This is a genomic window from Rhizobium sp. YS-1r (assembly GCF_000757525.1).
Lineage (GTDB): Bacteria > Pseudomonadota > Alphaproteobacteria > Rhizobiales > Rhizobiaceae > Neorhizobium > Neorhizobium petrolearium.
The window spans coordinates 380609-399377 of the sequence record NZ_JPYQ01000006.1 but is presented as its reverse complement, the minus strand read 5'-3'; the positions used below and the strand labels follow the sequence as shown (position 1 = coordinate 399377).

The window sequence follows — 18769 nt, the reverse complement described above, 5'->3', positions numbered from 1 at the left end:
ATTCAGCCGATGAAATTGCGGGACCTTGCCGGACGGGATTTTCCGGAAATAGCGGAGCTCATGGCCGGACCGGCAGGTGAACTCGATGTGAGGGGCCTTGCCTCGGACAGCCGCAAGGTGATTCCCGGTATGCTGTTTGCCGCGCTTGCCGGCTCAAAGGCCGACGGTTCGGCCTATATCGGCGATGCCGCAGCCCGTGGTGCCGTTGCGGCCATCGCTGGCCATCCGGCGGATGCGGGAATTCCGGTTCTGGTGGTTTCCAATCCGCGCCGGCTGCTGGCGCTTGCCGCGGCTCGATTCTACGGTGCGCAGCCGGAAACCATGGTTGCTGTAACGGGGACGGCCGGCAAAACCTCGGTTGCCTCCTTCACCCGTCAGATATGGGCGTATGCCGGTTTTGCCGCAGCTCAGATCGGTACCACCGGTGTGGTTTCTCCAACCCGCAACGACTACGGCTCGCTGACGACGCCCGATCCGGTCGAACTCCAGAAGCTGCTTGCCGAACTTGCCGCCGAAGGCGTCACCCATGCCGCCATGGAGGCGTCCAGCCACGGCCTCGACCAGAGCCGCCTCGACGGTGTGCGCCTCTCGGCTGCCGCGTTCACCAATCTCGGCCGCGACCACATGGATTACCATCCGACGGTGGAAAGCTATATGGCCGCCAAGATGCGGCTTTTCGATACGCTGATGCCGAAAGGTTCGCCGGCGGTGATCTTTGCCGACGACCCGTGGTCTGAGGAGGCGATCCGCGTGGCCACCGCCTCCGGCCTCGATGTCCGCACTGTCGGCCGCAAGGGCAATTATTTGTGCCTCAAGCGGGTTGAGCACTTCCGCCACAAGCAGACCGCCGAAGTCCATTTCGGCGACGAAATCTTCGAAGTGGATATTCCGCTCGCCGGCGACTTCCAGGTTGCGAATGCATTGGTCTCGGCGGGTCTCGCCATGTCGACCGGCGTGGCTGCTCCCGTCGCCATAACCGCACTCGAAAAACTGGTTGGCGCTTCCGGCCGCCTCGAACTGGTCGGTCACACACGGGATGGCGCGCTCGCCTATGTCGATTATGCCCACAAGCCGGATGCATTGGAAAATGTGCTGACATCCGTGCGCCCCTTTACGACAGGCCGTGTTATCGTGGTCTTCGGCTGCGGCGGTGATCGCGACAAGGGCAAGCGGCCGATCATGGGCGAGGTGGCGACAAGGCTTGCCGACGTCGTCATCGTCACCGACGACAATCCGCGATCCGAGGTTCCTGAAGTGATCCGCTCCGAGATCATGGCCGCGGCGCCGGGCGCGATCGAGATCGGCGACCGGTCGCAAGCAATCCGAGAGGCCGTGTGCATGCTCAATTCCGGCGACACTCTGATCGTTGCCGGCAAGGGCCATGAGGAGGGCCAGACGATCGGCGCGACGATCCTGCCGTTTTCCGATCATGTGGAGGTACGCAAGGCGCTGGAGGAGCTGAAGTCATGAGCTTTCTGTGGACGTCGGAGGAGATGATGGCCGCCATGGGCGGCCGGCCGATCGGCACCCTGCCCGAGGGCATCACGGGCATTTCGATCGATAGCCGCACCATCGGCGATGGCGAGGCTTTTTTTGCCATCAAGGGTGATCGCGTGGACGGCCACGATTTCGCCAGCATGGCTGTCGCGAACGGCGCGCCGCTGATCGTGGTCAGCGAGGCGAAGCTTCCCGCATTGGGCAAGCTCATCGTGCCGATGATCATCGTCGACGACGTGCTCGCCGCGATGGGCCGGCTTGCCCTTGCATCGCGTGACCGCAGCCGGGCGCGTATCGTCGCCGTCACCGGTTCGGTCGGCAAGACGACGACGAAGGAGATGCTGCGTCAGGTGCTGGCGCCCTCCGGCAAGGTGCATGCCGCCGTCGCTTCCTTCAACAATCATTGGGGCGTGCCGCTGACGCTCGCCCGCATGCCGGCGGATGCGGATTTCGGCGTCTTCGAAATCGGCATGAACCATCCGGGCGAGATCCGGCCGCTTGTGAAGATGGTGCGTCCGCATGTGGCGATCATCACCACGATCGCCGCCGCCCATCTCGGCCACTTCAAGAGCCTCGAAGAGATCGCCGCTGCCAAGGCGGAGATTTTCGAGGGGCTTGAGCCCGGCGGCTCGGCGATCCTCAACCGGGACAACAAGCAGTTCGACTTCCTGGAAAAGCAGGCGCAAGAGTCCGGGGTATCCCACGTCTACACCTTCGGCCAGCATGCGAAGGCGGATTTCCGGCTGGCGGATTTCGAAGGCAATGCGGAAGGCTCGACCGTCTGGGCCGTGCTGAACGGGGAAACTTCGGAAATCCATATCGGTGCGGCAGGCCGCCATATCGCCGAAAACGCCATGGCGGCGCTCGGCGCCTGTTTCCTCATGGGAGCGGACATGCCGAAGGCCATGGAGGCGCTTGCCGCCTTGAGGGCCGTCAAGGGCAGGGGCGAACGCCATCTCCTCGGCATTGGCGAGGGACATCTGACGCTGATCGACGAAAGCTACAACGCCAATCCGGCTTCCATGCGGGCGGCGATCGCGCTCCTGGCATCCGCGACACCGGAACTTGCCGGCCGGCGAATCGCCGTGCTCGGCGACATGCTGGAGATGGGCGAGTTCTCGGCAAAGGTGCACGAGGATCTGGCAGGCCCGCTGCTTGCCGCCGGTGTCGAGCATGTCTGGCTCGCCGGTCCGGAAATGGCCGCACTGCGCGACGCGCTCCCCGAAAGCGTCCATGTCGAATACCGCGAGAAAACGGCGGATCTGGCCGATTTCGTGGTGCGCGCGGTGATGCCTGGCGATGTCGTCATGGTGAAGTCGTCGCTTGGACTTGGCTTCGGCAGGATCGTCGCAGCCCTGCTTGACAACTACCCGGCATTCCCCGACACGGAGCGCCACTCTTAATTAGACGCGGCTTGAGAAAGGGCCCTGAATGCTGATCTGGCTTGTGGAACTGGCGGATAGAATTCAATTCTTCAACCTGTTCCGATACATCACCTTCCGGACGGGTGCGGCCCTCTTCACCTCTGCCTTTATAGTCTTCCTGTTTGGCCCGCGGATCATTGCTTCGCTACGCGTCCGGCAGGGCAAGGGCCAGCCGATCCGTGCCGACGGACCGCAGACGCATTTCAAGAAAGCCGGTACGCCGACCATGGGCGGACTGATGATTCTCGCGGGCATCCTCGGCGGTTCGCTGCTCTGGGCCGATCTTTCCAACATCTATGTGGTCGCCACGCTGCTCGTTACGCTCGGTTTCGGCGCGATCGGCTTCTATGACGACTACCTGAAGGTGACGAAGCAGACGGAGAAGGGCTTTTCCGGCAAGGCGCGGCTTGGCATCGAATTCGTCATCGCCGGCATCGCCGTCTTTTTCATGATGCGCGTGGCGCTGGCGACGGGTTCTTCGACCAATCCGGTTCTCGGGACGTCGATCGCCTTTCCTTTCCTCAAGGATTTCCTCCTCAATCTCGGGTTTTTCTTCATCCTGTTCGGCGGCTTCGTGATCGTCGCGGCGGGCAATGCGGTTAATCTGACGGACGGCCTCGATGGGCTCGCGATCGTGCCCGTCATGATCGCTGCGGCTTCCTTCGGCGTGATCGCCTATCTCGCCGGCAACGCGGTCTTCGCGAACTACCTGCAGATCAATTTCGTGCCCGGCACGGGTGAACTTGCCGTCATTCTTGGCGCGGTGATCGGCGCGGGCCTCGGCTTCCTCTGGTTCAACGCGCCGCCGGCTGCAATCTTCATGGGCGACACCGGTTCGCTGGCCCTCGGCGGCCTGATCGGCTCCGTCGCCGTCGCCACCAAGCACGAGATCGTCATGGCGATCATCGGCGGCCTTTTCGTCATGGAGACGCTGTCGGTGATCATCCAGGTCGGATTCTTCAAGATGACCGGCCGGCGTGTCTTCCTGATGGCGCCGATCCATCACCATTTCGAAAAGCTCGGCTGGACGGAAAGCCAGGTGGTGATCCGCTTCTGGATCATCGCCGTCGGGCTTGCGCTCCTCGGGCTTTCGACGCTCAAGCTCAGGTGAGACCAAGATGATCCCGGTCACCACATTCAGGGATAAGCAGGTCGCGCTTTTCGGGCTCGGCGGATCCGGGCTTGCGACCGCCAGGGCGCTTGTCGCCGGCGGGGCGAAGGTGGTCGCCTGGGACGACAATCCGGATAGTGTCGGGAAGGCTGCGGGCGAGGGGATCACCACTGCTGATCTGCACACCATCGATTGGCCGGCCCAGGCCGCGTTCGTCCTGTCGCCAGGTGTGCCGCTCACCCACCCGAAGCCGCATTGGAGCGTCGATCTTGCCCGTGCGGCAGGCGTCGAGATCATCGGCGATGTCGAACTTTTCGTCCGCGAGCGCCGGGCACATGCGCCGGATTGCCCCTTCATTGCCATTACCGGCACAAACGGCAAATCGACGACGACTGCGCTGATCGCTCATATCCTGAAATCGAGCGGCCGCGACACACAACTCGGCGGCAATATCGGCACGGCCATCCTGACGCTCGATCCGCCGAAGGCCGAGCGCTACTTTGTCGTCGAGTGCTCCTCCTACCAGATCGACCTTGCGCCGACACTTGATCCGACGGCCGGCATCCTGCTCAACCTGACGCCGGACCACCTCGATCGGCACGGCACGATGCAGCATTATGCCGATATCAAGGAACGGCTGGTTGCCGGCAGCGAGACTGCGGTCATCGGCATCGATGATTCCCATTGCGCCCTGATCGCCGACCGCGTCGAACGGGCTGGAGTGTCGGTGAGACGCATATCCAAGCGCAACGTCGTGGCCGATGGGCTTTATGCCGAAGGCACACGGATCATCGAGGCGCAGGGCGGCACCTCTGCGGTGCTTGTCGATCTCGACGGCGTCCAGACGCTTAAAGGCAGCCACAACGCCCAGAACGCCGCCGCGGCAATCGCCGCCTGCCTGGCGGTCGGCGTTTCCAGGGATGACATCCGTGCGGGGCTGAAATCCTTTCCAGGCCTCAAGCACCGTATGCAGCCGGTCGGCCAGTTGCGCCATGGGGGCGGGCAGGTGGTGTTCGTCAACGATTCGAAGGCAACGAACGCGGAGGCCGCAGCGCCGGCGCTTTCCAGCTACGACCGCATCTACTGGATTGCCGGCGGTCTGCCGAAGGAAGGCGGGATCGCAAGCCTCGCTCCACTCTTTCCGCATATCGTCAAGGCCTATCTGATCGGAGAGGCGGCGCCGGCGTTTGCGGCAACCCTCGGCGAGGCGGTGCCCTATGAGATTTCCGGCACGCTCGAAAAGGCCGTGACGCATGCCGCAGCGGATGCGGGGGCTGATGCGATGCCGTCCGCGGTGATGCTGTCGCCTGCTTGCGCCAGCTTCGATCAGTTCAAGAATTTCGAGGTTCGCGGCGATGCCTTTGTCGGCTACGTCGCGGCCCTCGAGGGAGTCACGATGTTGATCGAGACCGGAAAGGGACGCTGACAGATGGTAAGCCGCGCAGACCGAGGGCCGCTCGCAGACTGGTTCTGGACGATCGACCGTTTCTTCCTCGTCGCCTTCGTGCTTTTGATGGGCATCGGCTTCATGCTCTCCTTTGCGGCCTCACCGGCGGTTGCCGAGCGAATCGGCCTGCCAAGCTTCCATTTCGTCGAGCGGCATGCGCTCTTCATCCTTCCGTCATTGGCGGTGATGATCGGTCTTTCCTTCCTGACGCCGAGGCAGGTGCGCCGTACGGCGATCATCCTCCTCGTCCTTTCGCTGGCGCTGATGGTGCTGGCGCTGTTCTTCGGCGTTGAGGTCAAGGGGTCCCGGCGCTGGATCGGTGTCGGCACTTTCTCAATCCAACCTTCCGAATTCATGAAGCCCGCCTTCGTTGTGGTCTGCGCCTGGCTCTTTGCCGAGCATGCGCGTCAGCCGGAAATTCCGGGCAATCTCTTTGCCATCATTCTGTTCGGCATCGTCGCGGCGCTGCTCGTCGCCCAGCCGGACCTCGGCCAGACCATCCTCACCAGCGTCGTCTGGGGCGGCATGTTCTTCATGGCCGGCATGCCGTGGCTCTGGATCGTTCTGCTCGGCGGTGTCGGGACAGGCGGCATTCTTGCGGCCTATTACATGCTGCCCCACGTGACCGCGCGTTTCGACAAGTTCCTGACGGGCGAAGGCGACCGGTTTCAGATCGAGACGGCGCACGAAGCGATCCTGCAGGGCGGCTGGTTCGGCCAGGGACCGGGCGAGGGGATTGTCAAGCGCATCCTGCCGGACAGCCATACGGACTTCATCTTCTCCGTTGCAGCGGAAGAATTCGGCATTATCTTCTGTATGGCGCTGGTGGCGGTCTTCGCCTTCGTCGTGTTGCGGGGCCTCAATCATGCCTTCAAGGAAGGCAATGACTTCAACCGCTTTGCAGTGGCGGGGCTCGTGCTGCAGATTGGCATGCAATCGCTGATCAATATCGGCGTCAATCTGGAACTTATGCCGGCCAAAGGCATGACGCTGCCTTTGATTTCCTATGGCGGCTCGTCGATGATCGCTATCTGCATCACGGCGGGGTTCATTCTGGCGCTCACGCGTCACCGCCCGGAAAAGCGGGCCAAGGAGAAGAGCCTGTTCCGTGTCGCTCAAGGCGTACCGGCGGAGTAAATATAGATGACCAAGGGCATCATCCTTCTCGCCGCCGGGGGAACCGGCGGTCACGTATTTCCGGCGGAGGCGCTCGCGCATGAGCTGAAGGCGCGTGGCTATTCCGTCCATCTCGTTACCGACAGCCGAGCGGAGCGTTTCGCGGGCACATTTCCGGCCGACGAGATTCATGTGGTTCCTTCCGCCACGCTGGGCTCGAAAAATCCGATTGCGGTCGCCCGTACCGGCTGGAGGCTCTGGACGGGGCTTCGCGCCGCCCGCCGCCTGGTCGGCAAATTGAAGCCGCTCGCGGTCGTCGGCTTTGGCGGCTACCCCACCGTGCCGCCGCTGATGGCGGCGACCTCGATGGGCGTGCCGTCGATGATCCACGAACAGAACGCCGTGATGGGCCGCGCCAACAAGGCGTTGGCGGGCAAGGTGCAGGCAATCGCCGGCGGCTTCCTGCCGGAGAACGATGGTCCCTATGCGGACAAGACCGTCACGACCGGCAATCCGGTGCGACCGGCGGTGTTGGCTGCCTCTAATATTCCCTACATTGCATCCCGCGGCAGCGATCCATTCCGGCTGGTCGTTTTCGGCGGCAGTCAGGGTGCTCAGTATTTTTCCTCGGTCGTGCCGACGGCGCTCAGCCTGCTCGACAAGGCCGAGCGCGATCGCCTTGTCGTCACCCAGCAGGCGCGGCCGGAAGATAAGGATCGCGTGATCTCCTGCTTTGCCAAACTGAACGCACCGGCCGATATCTCATCGTTCTTCTCGGACATGGCCGAACGTCTGGCGACTGCACATCTCGTCATCTGCCGTTCGGGTGCTTCCACGGTTTCCGAGATCGCAGTGATCGGACGGCCCGCCATTCTCGTGCCTTACCCGCATGCTCTGGATCATGACCAGGCTGCTAATGCAGCGGCACTCGTGGCGACCGGAGGAGCGCAGGTCGTGTCGCAATCGGAGCTTTCGCCGGAAAAGCTGGCATCGCTCATTTCGGCTGCGATGAAGGAACCGGATCGCCTGGAAAAAATGGCCACCGCCGCCAAGACGGCAGGACATCCGAACGCGGCGAGCTTGCTCGCGGATATGGTCGTGGCTATAGCCGAACGCAAGTCGATTGCGGAATTCAGGACGTCGAAGGACTTCGGTAAATCAGAAGATTGGGGAGTGCGGGCATGAAGATGCCGAAGGCCATAGGGCTTGTTCATTTCATCGGCATCGGCGGGATCGGCATGAGCGGCATTGCCGAGGTTCTGCACAATCTCGGCCACAAGGTGCAAGGCTCGGATCAGGCCGACGGCGCCAATGTCCAACGGCTGCGCGACAAGGGCATTCCGGTGTTTGTCGGCCACAGGGAAGAAAACCTGGGCGATGCGGAAGTTGTCGTCGTGTCGACCGCGATCAAGAAGAACAATCCCGAGCTGATCGCTGCGCGTGAAAAATCATTGCCGATCGTGCGCCGTGCCGAAATGCTCGCCGAACTGATGCGCTTCCGCAATGCGATCGCGATCGGCGGCACGCATGGCAAGACCACCACGACCTCGATGGTTGCGACACTCCTGGAGGCTGGCGGGCTCGATCCGACGGTCATCAATGGCGGCATCATCAATGCTTATGGCACCAATGCCCGGATGGGTGAGGGCGAGTGGATGGTCGTTGAGGCCGACGAGTCGGACGGCACCTTCCTGAAACTTCCTGCTGATGTTGCGGTCGTCACCAATATCGACCCGGAACACCTCGACCACTACGGCAATTTCGACGCGGTGCGTGCCGCTTTCCGGCAATTCGTCGAGAATGTACCGTTCTATGGCTTTGGCGTGCTCTGCCTCGACCATCCGGAAGTGCAAGCGCTCGTCGGGCGCATCGAGGATCGCAAGATCATCACCTACGGCGAGAACCCTCAGGCTGACGCGCGCTTCTCCAACGTTCGCACGGAAGGCACGCGCGCGATCTTCGATGTGGAAATCCGCCGCCGCCGCACCGGTCGCGTCTTCAATTTCAAGGATCTGGCATTGCCGATGCCCGGCCGGCACAACATTTCGAACGCGACCGCGGCGATTGCAGTCGCCAACCGGCTCGGCATTTCGGAAGAGAATATCCGCAAGGGGCTTGCGAATTTCGGGGGTGTGAAACGCCGCTTCACGCTCACCGGCACCTGGAATGGTGTGCAGATCTTCGACGACTACGGTCATCATCCGGTTGAGATCAAGGCGGTGCTGAGGGCGGCGCGCGAGGCCTGCCAGGGCCGTATCATTGCCGTTCACCAGCCGCACCGCTACACGCGGCTGTCGAGCCTCTTTGAGGATTTCGCCACCTGCTTCAACGATGCCGACAGCATTATCCTGGCGCCGGTCTATGCCGCGGGCGAGGAGCCGATCGAAGGTGCCAGTTCCGAAGCACTGGTTGCCCGCATCCGCTCGGGCGGCCATCGCGACGCGCGCTATATGGCATCGCCGGACGAACTTGCTTCGATTGTATCGGGCATTGCGAAACCAGGTGATTTCGTGGTTCTTCTGGGGGCTGGTAATATCACACAATGGGCGGCGGCCTTGCCGAAGGAACTGGAAAATATTTCGGGACAAAAGGAATGAAACAGGTGAATGGGGAAAAGCTGCTGGCGTCGCTGGGGGATGACGTCAACAAACTGCGCGGGCGCCTGACGCCGGATGCGCCGATGGATCGCGTTACCTGGTTCCAGGCAGGCGGTCTCGCCGAGCTTATGTTCCAGCCTCACGACGTCGATGACCTCGTCACCTTCCTGAAGATCCTGCCGGAGGACGTGCCGCTGACGGTGGTCGGCGTCGGCTCCAACCTGCTGGTCCGTGACGGCGGCATTCCGGGCGTCGTCCTGCGCCTTTCCGCCAAGGGATTCGGCGGGCTCGATCTCGTCGGCGAGAACCGCATCCAGGCCGGTGCCATTTGCCCGGATAAGTATATCGCCGCCATGGCGATGGATAATGGGATCGGTGGTTTCGCCTTCTATTACGGCATTCCGGGTTCGATCGGCGGCGCGCTGCGCATGAATGCCGGTGCCAACGGCACGGAGACGGCGGACCGGGTGGTCGAAGTCCATGCGGTCGACCGCAAGGGCAACAAGCATGTGTTCTCGAAGGAGGAGATGGGCTACAGCTACCGCCATTCATCGGTGCCGGCAGACCTGATCTTCACGCACGCTGTCTTCGAAGGTTATCCCGAGGACAGGGCGAAGATCCGCGCCGAGATGGATGCAGTCCGTCAGCATCGCGAGACGGTGCAGCCGATCAAGGAAAAGACCGGCGGCTCGACCTTCAAGAATCCGGAAGGCCATTCGGCCTGGAAACTGATCGACGAAGCGGGCGGCCGTGGCCTGATGAGCGGCGGGGCACAGATGTCCTCGCTCCATTGCAATTTCATGATCAATATCGGTCATGCGACCGGTTACGACCTGGAATATCTTGGCGAGACCATCCGTCAGCGCGTCTTTGAACATTCCGGCATCAAGCTTGAATGGGAAATCAAGCGGCTCGGCATCTTCATGCCAGGTCGCGAGGTCAGACCATTCCAGGGCGTCACGACCGAGTGACCATACCCCAAACTACTGCCTAGTATCCTTGTAAGATACCGTAAAATCAATATTTTGCGGTATCTTTCTTATATTCTGGTTTCGTTTTTCCGTGCCAGGCATATGATAATGGACAATATATTTCAGCCATTTCTTATTCATTGGGCGTTCACGAACAGCCGTTGCATAATCATTGTGCATCAAGTGAGTCGCGCCTGATGCCGGCACGTGCCGGAGGCGCGCGATTAGGGGGATGTAACAACATGTTCAAGAAATTTGCAGCCGAATTCCTCGGCACTTTCTGGCTTGTCTTCGGTGGATGCGGCAGCGCGGTTGTGGCTGCCGCATTTCCTGATCTTGGAATCGGCTTCGTAGGCGTCGCGCTGGCATTTGGTCTGACGGTCCTTACCATGGCCTTTGCCGTCGGTGGCATTTCCGGCGGACATTTCAATCCCGCGGTATCGGTCGGGTTGACGGTGGCGGGCAGATTGCCGGCCTCCAATCTCCTTCAGTATGTCGTTGCCCAGGTGCTCGGAGGTATTGTTGCAGGGTTGGTTCTCTATCTCATCGCTTCCGGCAAGGCCGATTTCCAGCTCGGCGGTTTTGCGTCCAACGGCTATGGCGAGCACTCACCCGGCGGTTATTCACTGACCTCCGCGTTGCTTGCGGAAATCGTTCTTACCGGCTTCTTCATCTTCATCATCCTGGGAGCGACCGGGCCAAAGGCACCGGCCGGCTTTGCTCCGATCGCGATTGGTCTCGCGTTGACGCTCATCCATCTGATCTCGATCCCGATCACCAATACGTCCGTCAATCCGGCCCGTTCCACCGGCGTGGCGGTGATTGCCGGGGGCTGGGCGCTCGAGCAGCTTTGGCTCTTCTGGGTGGCTCCTATCGTCGGCGCGGTCCTCGGCGCTCTGGCATGGAAGGTTGTGGACGATTCGGAATGATCGGCAACGATCCAGGCCGAAGGTAAGCCGCATTCTGCCTTAAAAGAAAGCCCGCGAGATTGTCGGTCTCGCGGGCTTTTTCTCGTCCCGACGTCATTCAGGTCGGATTTAATCATCAAGAATAATAGTTCGAAGTCCGTATCGATGCAGGCGCTCATTCGCGTCATGACGGAATGCGTTAATAATCGCTCACTCGATTTTTCCTTTATTTTCATGCCTTTGCCCGGTGGCATTAATCAAAGTAAACGATTTGTTAACCATATTGAGGCACTAATGCAGTCAAATCTTATATCCGGTGGGAATCGCCTCCGGAACGAGTTTGGCGCAAGCGCCGTGGCATAGAGTGAAGTCCTTTTTTCGGGAGTGAACGATGAGTGGCAAGCATGTCGCTGTTTTGATGGGAGGGCTTTCCTCCGAGCGGCCTGTAAGCCTGTCTTCGGGCAATGCCTGTGCCTATGCTCTTGAGGGTGAGGGCTATCGCGTCACTCGCGTCGATGTCGGGCGGGATATTGCGACGGTGCTCACCGATCTCAGGCCGGACGTTGCCTTCAATGCGTTGCATGGGCCTTTTGGCGAAGACGGAACGATCCAGGGCATTCTCGAATATCTGCAGATACCCTACACCCATTCCGGCGTTCTCGCTTCCGCGCTCGCCATGGACAAGCATCAGGCCAAGCGGGTCGCTCAGTCGGTCGGCATTCCCGTTGCGGAAGCCAAGGCAATGAACCGCTTCGATATTTCCAGCACGCATCCGATGGCCCCGCCTTATGTGGTGAAGCCGGTGCGCGAAGGGTCATCCTTTGGCGTCGTCATTGTCCAGGAGAATCAGCCGCATCCGCCTCAGGTCATCGGTTCCTCCGAATGGCGTTACGGGGATCACGTGCTCGTCGAGCGTTACGTTTACGGCCGCGAGCTGACCTGTGGGGTCATGGGCGATGTGGCGCTTGGCGTAACGGAAATCCTGCCGGTAAGTCACGCTTTTTACGATTACGATGCAAAATATGCCGAAGGTGGGTCGAAACACGTCATTCCTGCACAAATTTCACCGAATGTTTACCAAAAGATTCAAACACTGGCGCTCAAGGCGCATCAGGCGATGGGCTGCCGGGGCGTCAGTCGCTCAGACTTCCGCTACGACGACCGTTTCTCCGAGGATGGTGAGGTTATCTGGCTCGAAATCAATACGCAGCCCGGTATGACCCCCACATCGCTGGTGCCCGAAATGGCCGCGCATGCCGGCCACTCTTTTGGTGAACTGGTCCGTTGGATGGTGGAGGATGCTACGTGTTTGCGTTGATCGGCAATAGAGCGGGTGGACCGCGCGGCCGTTCTCAGGCTCTCTATCTCGGTGTCGAAGAGCGGCGCGTGCTTCCGCGGCCGCTTCGCCGGATGGTGCGTTTTTGCGTCAGCCTTGCAACGGGCCGAATTCATATTCCTCCCCACACGGGCACCGTGTCGGCATTCGGTTTCTTTGCTGCCGTCGGTCTTTACGGGATGTCGCTCGGTGGGCACGGTCACGAGGTCGCGCAGGCGACGACGGCGGCTGTCGGTTTCGCCATCGAAGACGTGCGTGTTTCGGGCAATGAGCAAACCTCCGAGATCGATATTCTCCAGCTTCTCGGTCTCGATGGCACGACATCGCTCGTGGCGCTCGATATCGATGCGGCCCGCCGCAAGCTTTCGGAATTGCCCTGGGTCGAATATGCGGAGGTCCGCAAGGTTTACCCGAGGACGATCGATGTCATGCTCAAGGAGCGTCAGGCATTCGGCATCTGGCAGCACGGAACCGAGCTTTCGCTGATCGAGAAGAATGGCAGCGTGATCGCGCCGTTGCGCGACAACAAGTTCACCTCGCTTCCGCTCTTCGTCGGTCGCGATGCCGAGACGGCTGCCTTTTCCTTCGAAGAGGAGATGTCGGGCTGGCCCGAGCTGAAAAACCGCGTGAAAGCCTATGTCCGCGTCGCGGGTCGGCGTTGGGACCTGCACCTCGACAACGGTGTCGTACTCAAGCTGCCGGAAAGCAATGTCGCCAAGGCTCTTGCCGTGCTTGCCCGCCTTGAAAAGGAACAGGGCGTGCTGGAGCGTGACATTGCGGCCGTCGATCTTCGTCTCGAAGACCGGACCACCATTCAGCTTACCGCCGGCGCTGTCGAGCGTCGCGGGCAGGCGCTGGAAGCGCGGGCCAAGGCTCTTAAGAAAGCGGGAGAGCAAATTTGAGCGTCTTCGGTTCTTCCCATTTCGGTCTGCCGCGCATGAGGCCGCTTTCCTCCAAGCGCAGCCATGTCGTTTCGGTTCTGGATATCGGCTCCACCAAGGTGGTCTGCATGATCGCGCGGCTGACTCCGCGCCAGGAAAGCCAGGTCCTGCCGGGACGCACCCATAACATCGAGATCATCGGCATCGGCCATCAGCGCTCGCGCGGCGTGAAGTCGGGCGTGATTGCCGATCTTGATGCTGCCGAAAGCGTGGTGCGGCTTGCGGTCGATGCGGCCGAGCGCATGGCGGGGCTTACCGTCGACAGCCTGATCGTCAACGTCTCCGCCGGCCGGCTGGCAAGCGACGTCTATACGGCAACGATCGATCTCGGTGGTCAGGAAGTCGAGGCGGCAGACCTCAAGAAGGTTCTCGTCGCGGCAAGCCAGCAGTCGCTGCGTCAGGACCGTGCAATCCTGCATTCGCTTCCGACCGGCTTTTCGCTGGATGGTGAGCGCGGAATCCGTGATCCGCTGGCGATGTTCGGCGACGAGCTGGGCGTCGACATGCACGTGGTCACCGCCGAACGCGCTACGCTCAAGAACCTCGAGCTCTGCGTCAATCGGGCTCATCTTTCGGTCGAGGGCATGGTTGCCACGCCCTATGCCAGCGGCCTCGCGGCCCTCGTCGACGACGAGGTCGAGCTTGGCTGCGCTGCAATCGACATGGGTGGCGGCACGACGACGATCTCGGTCTTTGCGGAAGGCAAGCTCGTCCATACGGATGCGATCAGCCTCGGAGGCCATCACGTTACGACCGATCTGGCGCGCGGTCTGTCGACCCGCATCGAGGATGCGGAGCGCATGAAGGTCGTGCATGGTTCGGCCCTGATGAACAGCGGCGACGAGCGCGACGTGATCTCGGTGCCGCCGATCGGCGAGGACGACCGCGACCAGCCGACCCAGGTGCCGCGTTCGCTGGTCACCCGCATCGTCCGGGCCCGTATCGAGGAAACCCTGGAACTGATCCGCGACCGTATCCAGAAGTCGGGCTTCAGCCCGATCGTCGGCAAGCGTGTCGTGCTGACGGGCGGCGCAAGCCAGCTCACCGGCCTTTCGGAGACCGCCCGCCGCATCCTGGCGCGCAACGTCCGCATCGGCCGTCCGATGGGCGTCTCCGGTTTGCCGGCGGCAGCCAAAGGCCCGGCCTTTTCGACGGCCGTCGGTCTGATGATCTATCCGCAGGTTGCGGACATGGAAACACATGCCTCTCAGAGCGGGCTTATGGCTTCGCTTGGCAGCGGCAACGGCCGGCTGGCGCGCGTGGGCCAGTGGCTGAAGGAGAGTTTTTGATGCGGGGGCTTCTGCCCACTGCCTCAGAGAATAGTTGGAATGAATTGGCCGGCGGCGATGCGGCCTGAAGAAGAAGGAACTGCTGCAATGACCATCAAGCTGCAAAAGCCGGAAATTAACGAGCTGAAGCCGCGCATCACCGTATTCGGCGTCGGCGGCGGCGGCGGCAACGCCGTCAACAACATGATCACGGCCGGGCTGGAAGGCGTCGATTTCGTTGTCGCCAATACCGATGCCCAGGCGCTCACGATGACCAAGGCTGAACGGATCATCCAGATGGGTGTCCGGGTCACCGAAGGTCTCGGCGCCGGCTCGCAGCCGGAAGTTGGTCGCGCCGCCGCTGAAGAGTGCCTCGACGAGATCGTCGACCATCTGAATGGCACACATATGTGCTTCGTTACCGCCGGCATGGGCGGCGGCACGGGCACGGGCGCCGCTCCGGTTGTGGCACAGGCCGCCCGTTCGAAGGGCATCCTCACCGTTGGTGTTGTCACCAAGCCGTTCCACTTCGAAGGCCAGCGTCGCATGCGGCTCGCCGAATCTGGAATTCAGGAGCTGCAGAAGTCGGTCGATACCCTGATCGTCATTCCGAACCAGAACCTTTTCCGCATTGCCAACGACAAGACGACCTTTGCAGACGCTTTTGCGATGGCCGACCAGGTGCTCTATTCCGGTGTCGCCTGCATTACCGACCTTATGGTCAAGGAAGGCCTGATCAACCTCGACTTTGCCGACGTCCGGTCGGTGATGCGCGAGATGGGCCGCGCGATGATGGGCACGGGCGAAGCGTCCGGTCCGGGCCGCGCGATGCAGGCGGCGGAAGCGGCGATTGCCAACCCGCTCCTCGATGAGACCTCAATGAAGGGCGCTCAGGGGCTGCTGATCTCGATCACCGGCGGCCGCGACCTGACCCTCTTCGAAGTCGATGAGGCCGCGACCCGCATCCGCGAGGAAGTCGATCCGGATGCCAACATCATCCTTGGTGCGACCTTCGACGAGGCGCTTGAAGGCCTGATCCGCGTGTCGGTCGTCGCCACCGGCATCGATCGTGGCGCTGCCTCGGTCGATATCCGGGCCGCTGAGATGCGCGCTGCTCAGAGGCCGGTGATTCGTCCGTCTGCGGCTGTGTCGTCGGCTCCGTCCGTTGCGGCTCAACCGGCTCCGGTTGCCCAGGCCGCCCCGGCTCCGAAGCCGGCTGTCGACCCGATCGCCGAGACGATCCGCATGGCAGAGGCCGAGATGGAGCGCGAGCTCACCATCCCCGAGCCGCCGCAGGCTGCCCCGGCGCCTCAGCCGGTCGCTTCGCAGCCGGCTATACAACAGCATCATGAAGAATTCCGGCCGCAGAGCCGCATCTTCGGTGCTGCCCCGGTCGACGCTCCTGCCCCGATTGCGAGCCGTCCGGCTCCGGCCCCGCAACCTGCTCCGGCAATGACGCAGCCGGCGCCCCGCATGGCGCAGCCGGTCCACCATGAACCGGTCGCTCCTTCCGTCTCGACGGTTGTCGAACCGGTGCGCATGCCGAAGGTCGAGGATTTTCCGCCGGTCGTGAAGGCCGAGATGGACCGCCGCGCTCAACCCGTACAGCATGTGCAGGAAGAGCGTGGTCCGATGGGGCTCCTGAAGCGAATCACCAATTCGCTCGGCCGCCGCGATGAGGAAGAACCGGTCAGCGACATGACGGCTCCTGCTCCTGCTCCCCAGCAGCGTCGTCCGCTGTCGCCGGAAGCCAGCCTTTATGCGCCACGCCGCGGCAACCTCGACGACCATGGCCGCGCCGTTCCGCAGGCTCATCACGAGGACGATCAGCTCGAAATTCCGGCCTTCCTGCGCCGCCAGTCGAACTGAGTTAACAACGGTCACGAAATGTGAAAGAGGCCCGGATCACGCATCCGGGCCTTTGCTCGTTTTCTTAACCCGTACGCGGAGTTAACAACGTAACAATCGGAAACGAACAGTGATTTGGAATGCGCCGGACGGCTGCGTATGTAGTGCGATGAAAGACGCGGAATGAGGCCTCCCGATTCAGGTGATTGGTCTCTGGACGCTAGGAATTTCGGATCACTTTGCCTTAGTGGTCCGACGATAAAGAAGGCAGTAGGAATGACCATCGGATTGCTCGGTTTCCAGACCACCATCGCCGCCCCGGTAACCTTGACGGGGATAGGCGTTCATTCCGGAGCGCCTGTCGATATTACCTTCCAGCCTGCCGAAGCCGGTACCGGCATCGTGTTCACGCGCGTTTTCGAAGACGACAGTTCGGTAGAATACCGCGCCGTCTCTTCTCAGGTCGGTCCGACGGATCTGTGCACCGTTCTCGGCAGTTCGCCCGCAAGGTGGATTGCCACGATCGAGCATGTCATGGCGGCTCTTTATGCTCTCGGTATCGACAATGTCGTGATCGATGTCGACGGCAGCGAAATGCCGATCATGGATGGCAGTTCCTATCCCTTCATCGAGGCGATCGAGCAGGTCGGCATCGTCAATCTCGGCATCAAGCGCCGTTATATTCGCGTCGTGAAACCGGTGCGTATCGATTCGGGTTCATCCTGGGCCGAGTTCCGTCCGCATGACGGCACCCGGTTCGAAGTCGAGATCGACTTTTCCTCGCCGCTCATCGGTCGGCAGAAGTGGGAAGGCAATCTGACGCCGGAGACTTTCAAGCAGGAGCTTTCCCGCGCCCGCACGTTCGGCTTCATGCGTGATGTGGAACGCCTTTGGGCCGCCGGTTATGCGCTCGGCTCCTCGCTCGAGAATTCGGTCGTCATTTCCGACGATGATACGGTCGTGAATGTCGAAGGTCTGCGCTACGAGGATGAGTTCGTTCGCCACAAGGCGCTGGACGCCGTCGGCGATCTGGCGCTGGCCGGCGCACAGTTCATCGGCTGCTACCGGTCCTATCGCGGCGGTCACAAGATGAATGCGAATGCGCTGAAGGCGCTCATGAGCGATCCGACGGCCTACGAAGTCGTCGAGGCTCCGTCGTCGCGTGCGGCTCGCGTGCGGGCAGGGGAGTTCGTGCCGGTCAGCATGCAGGAACTGACGCCTTGGTTCGCCTGAAAAAAATATGATCCAGTCCACCTGGCCGCTTCCTCGGAGGCGGCCTTTTCTTTTGGGCGACGACCTGCAATGCCACAAAAATGCATTAATGCGCCATCATTGCGTTGCTCTCCCTTTGCTTTTATGGGTAGAACCGCCTGCTCGGGGCAGGGCTTCAATGCGCGGGACGATCGGGAACTGTCGAATGAACCATGTAAGGTCTGTTGGAATGCGTAAGACGGCAAGAATGGCGCTTGTCTCGCTGATGCTGGCTGGCGCCGGTCTGGGCATGACGGCTTGCCAATCGGACCGCGATATCGACATCACAAAGCTCGGCATGGAGACCGATCCGCCGGAAACGCTCTACAATCAGGGCCTCGCCAATATGAAGGCCGGTAACCTCGCCGAGGCAGGCCGCAAGTTCGATGCGATCGACAAGCAGAACCCGTTCACCGAATGGGGTCGCAAGGCGCTCGTCATGAGCACTTTCACCAAATACCGGCTGGGCCGTAACGACGAGGCGATCACCACCGGCAACCGCTATATGAGCCAGTATCCCCAATCGCAGGATTCGGCTTATGTGCAGTATCTGGTCGGTCTTGCCTATTCGAAGCAGATTGCCGACGTGACGCAGGACCAGAAGGCTGCGATGCGCACCATCGAAGCGATGAACAAGGTCATCAAGGACTATCCCGATTCCGAATATGTCGAGGACGCGCAGGCCAAGATCCGCTTCGCGCGTGACCAGCTCGCCGGCAAGGAGATGCAGGTCGGCCGCTATTATCTGGAGCGCAAGGAATACCTCGCGGCGATCCAGCGCTTCCGCGTCGTGGTCGAACAGTATTCCAACACCAACCAGGTGGAAGAGGCACTGGCGCGGCTGACGGAAGCCTATTATGCGATGGGTATCGCCGAGGAGGCGCAGACTGCCGCGGCCGTTCTCGGACGCAACTATCCGGACAGCCAGTGGTATGCCGATTCCTACAAGCTGTTGCAGAGCGGCGGCGTCGAGCCTCGCGAGAATCGCGGTTCGTGGATTTCTCGCGCCGGAGCAAAGCTCATCGGCGCGTAAGGTACAGCGCAAGATCGGGGA

The 18769-nt window shown here is 61.4% G+C and carries 15 protein-coding genes; all 15 read left to right on the top strand.

Features of this window, described 5'->3' with window-relative positions; translation table 11 throughout:
- The first annotated feature begins 9 nt into the window (after window positions 1-9).
- The 15 genes from JL39_RS06320 to JL39_RS06250 all read left to right on the top strand — a co-directional run bounded on the left by JL39_RS06320 (window position 10) and on the right by JL39_RS06250 (window position 18748).
- Window positions 10-1470, top strand: coding sequence for a UDP-N-acetylmuramoyl-L-alanyl-D-glutamate--2,6-diaminopimelate ligase (locus JL39_RS06320; protein WP_037148529.1), 1461 nt, complete (start codon window positions 10-12; stop codon window positions 1468-1470).
- Window positions 1467-2900, top strand: a complete 1434-nt coding sequence (locus tag JL39_RS06315) for a UDP-N-acetylmuramoylalanyl-D-glutamyl-2,6-diaminopimelate--D-alanyl-D-alanine ligase (RefSeq protein WP_037147519.1) — start codon at window positions 1467-1469, stop codon at window positions 2898-2900. Before JL39_RS06320 ends, JL39_RS06315 begins: the two co-directional genes overlap by 4 nt.
- 28 nt (window positions 2901-2928) lie before the next feature.
- Entirely contained in the window at window positions 2929-4032 is a 1104-nt protein-coding gene (gene mraY / locus JL39_RS06310; protein WP_037147516.1) for a phospho-N-acetylmuramoyl-pentapeptide-transferase, read from the top strand.
- Between the two features lie 7 nt (window positions 4033-4039).
- Window positions 4040-5458 carry a UDP-N-acetylmuramoyl-L-alanine--D-glutamate ligase gene (murD, locus tag JL39_RS06305; protein WP_037147513.1) on the top strand — a complete coding sequence of 473 codons (1419 nt, stop codon included), beginning with the start codon at window positions 4040-4042 and terminating at the stop codon, window positions 5456-5458.
- Between the two features lie 3 nt (window positions 5459-5461).
- Window positions 5462-6616 (top strand): putative lipid II flippase FtsW, encoded by a 1155-nt coding sequence (gene ftsW / locus JL39_RS06300; protein WP_037147510.1) that lies wholly within the window; start codon window positions 5462-5464, stop codon window positions 6614-6616.
- Between the two features lie 6 nt (window positions 6617-6622).
- On the top strand, window positions 6623-7780 hold the full coding sequence (gene murG, locus JL39_RS06295) for an undecaprenyldiphospho-muramoylpentapeptide beta-N-acetylglucosaminyltransferase (RefSeq protein WP_052182703.1): 1158 nt from the start codon (window positions 6623-6625) through the stop codon (window positions 7778-7780).
- Window positions 7777-9192 carry a UDP-N-acetylmuramate--L-alanine ligase gene (gene murC / locus JL39_RS06290; RefSeq protein ID WP_037147507.1) on the top strand — a complete coding sequence of 472 codons (1416 nt, stop codon included), beginning with the start codon at window positions 7777-7779 and terminating at the stop codon, window positions 9190-9192. Before murG ends, murC begins: the two co-directional genes overlap by 4 nt.
- Window positions 9189-10163 carry a UDP-N-acetylmuramate dehydrogenase gene (gene murB / locus JL39_RS06285; protein ID WP_037147505.1) on the top strand — a complete coding sequence of 325 codons (975 nt, stop codon included), beginning with the start codon at window positions 9189-9191 and terminating at the stop codon, window positions 10161-10163. Before murC ends, murB begins: the two co-directional genes overlap by 4 nt.
- A gap of 242 nt (window positions 10164-10405) precedes the next feature.
- The gene (aqpZ, locus tag JL39_RS06280) at window positions 10406-11092 is read left to right on the top strand and encodes an aquaporin Z (protein ID WP_037147502.1); all 687 of its coding nucleotides are present in this window, start codon (window positions 10406-10408) and stop codon (window positions 11090-11092) included.
- A 370-nt stretch (window positions 11093-11462) separates the two neighbouring features.
- On the top strand, window positions 11463-12389 hold the full coding sequence (locus tag JL39_RS06275; protein ID WP_037147499.1) for a D-alanine--D-alanine ligase: 927 nt from the start codon (window positions 11463-11465) through the stop codon (window positions 12387-12389).
- The gene (locus JL39_RS06270; protein WP_244446851.1) at window positions 12386-13309 is read left to right on the top strand and encodes a cell division protein FtsQ/DivIB; all 924 of its coding nucleotides are present in this window, start codon (window positions 12386-12388) and stop codon (window positions 13307-13309) included. Before JL39_RS06275 ends, JL39_RS06270 begins: the two co-directional genes overlap by 4 nt.
- Window positions 13306-14637, top strand: coding sequence for a cell division protein FtsA (gene ftsA / locus JL39_RS06265; RefSeq protein ID WP_037147492.1), 1332 nt, complete (start codon window positions 13306-13308; stop codon window positions 14635-14637). The genes JL39_RS06270 and ftsA overlap by 4 nt, the downstream gene beginning before the upstream one ends.
- Window positions 14638-14724: 87 nt before the next feature.
- Window positions 14725-16485, top strand: coding sequence for a cell division protein FtsZ (ftsZ, locus tag JL39_RS06260; protein WP_037148525.1), 1761 nt, complete (start codon window positions 14725-14727; stop codon window positions 16483-16485).
- A gap of 255 nt (window positions 16486-16740) precedes the next feature.
- The gene (gene lpxC, locus JL39_RS06255) at window positions 16741-17697 is read left to right on the top strand and encodes a UDP-3-O-acyl-N-acetylglucosamine deacetylase (RefSeq protein ID WP_037147489.1); all 957 of its coding nucleotides are present in this window, start codon (window positions 16741-16743) and stop codon (window positions 17695-17697) included.
- A 184-nt stretch (window positions 17698-17881) separates the two neighbouring features.
- Complete coding sequence (locus JL39_RS06250) at window positions 17882-18748, top strand: outer membrane protein assembly factor BamD (protein ID WP_037147486.1); 867 nt, start codon at window positions 17882-17884, stop codon at window positions 18746-18748.
- Window positions 18749-18769 lie beyond the last annotated feature (21 nt).

What these genes read in the sequence shown, in the direction of transcription:
- JL39_RS06320 (WP_037148529.1), top strand. Translation starts at nt 10, where the DNA reads ATGAAATTGCGGGACCTTGCCGGACGGGATTTTCCGGAAATAGCGGAG.
- JL39_RS06315 (WP_037147519.1), top strand. Translation starts at nt 1,467, where the DNA reads ATGAGCTTTCTGTGGACGTCGGAGGAGATGATGGCCGCCATGGGCGGC.
- mraY (WP_037147516.1), top strand. Translation starts at nt 2,929, where the DNA reads ATGCTGATCTGGCTTGTGGAACTGGCGGATAGAATTCAATTCTTCAAC.
- murD (WP_037147513.1), top strand. Translation starts at nt 4,040, where the DNA reads ATGATCCCGGTCACCACATTCAGGGATAAGCAGGTCGCGCTTTTCGGG.
- ftsW (WP_037147510.1), top strand. Translation starts at nt 5,462, where the DNA reads ATGGTAAGCCGCGCAGACCGAGGGCCGCTCGCAGACTGGTTCTGGACG.
- murG (WP_052182703.1), top strand. Translation starts at nt 6,623, where the DNA reads ATGACCAAGGGCATCATCCTTCTCGCCGCCGGGGGAACCGGCGGTCAC.
- murC (WP_037147507.1), top strand. Translation starts at nt 7,777, where the DNA reads ATGAAGATGCCGAAGGCCATAGGGCTTGTTCATTTCATCGGCATCGGC.
- murB (WP_037147505.1), top strand. Translation starts at nt 9,189, where the DNA reads ATGAAACAGGTGAATGGGGAAAAGCTGCTGGCGTCGCTGGGGGATGAC.
- aqpZ (WP_037147502.1), top strand. Translation starts at nt 10,406, where the DNA reads ATGTTCAAGAAATTTGCAGCCGAATTCCTCGGCACTTTCTGGCTTGTC.
- JL39_RS06275 (WP_037147499.1), top strand. Translation starts at nt 11,463, where the DNA reads ATGAGTGGCAAGCATGTCGCTGTTTTGATGGGAGGGCTTTCCTCCGAG.
- ftsZ (WP_037148525.1), top strand. Translation starts at nt 14,725, where the DNA reads ATGACCATCAAGCTGCAAAAGCCGGAAATTAACGAGCTGAAGCCGCGC.
- lpxC (WP_037147489.1), top strand. Translation starts at nt 16,741, where the DNA reads ATGACCATCGGATTGCTCGGTTTCCAGACCACCATCGCCGCCCCGGTA.
- JL39_RS06250 (WP_037147486.1), top strand. Translation starts at nt 17,882, where the DNA reads ATGAACCATGTAAGGTCTGTTGGAATGCGTAAGACGGCAAGAATGGCG.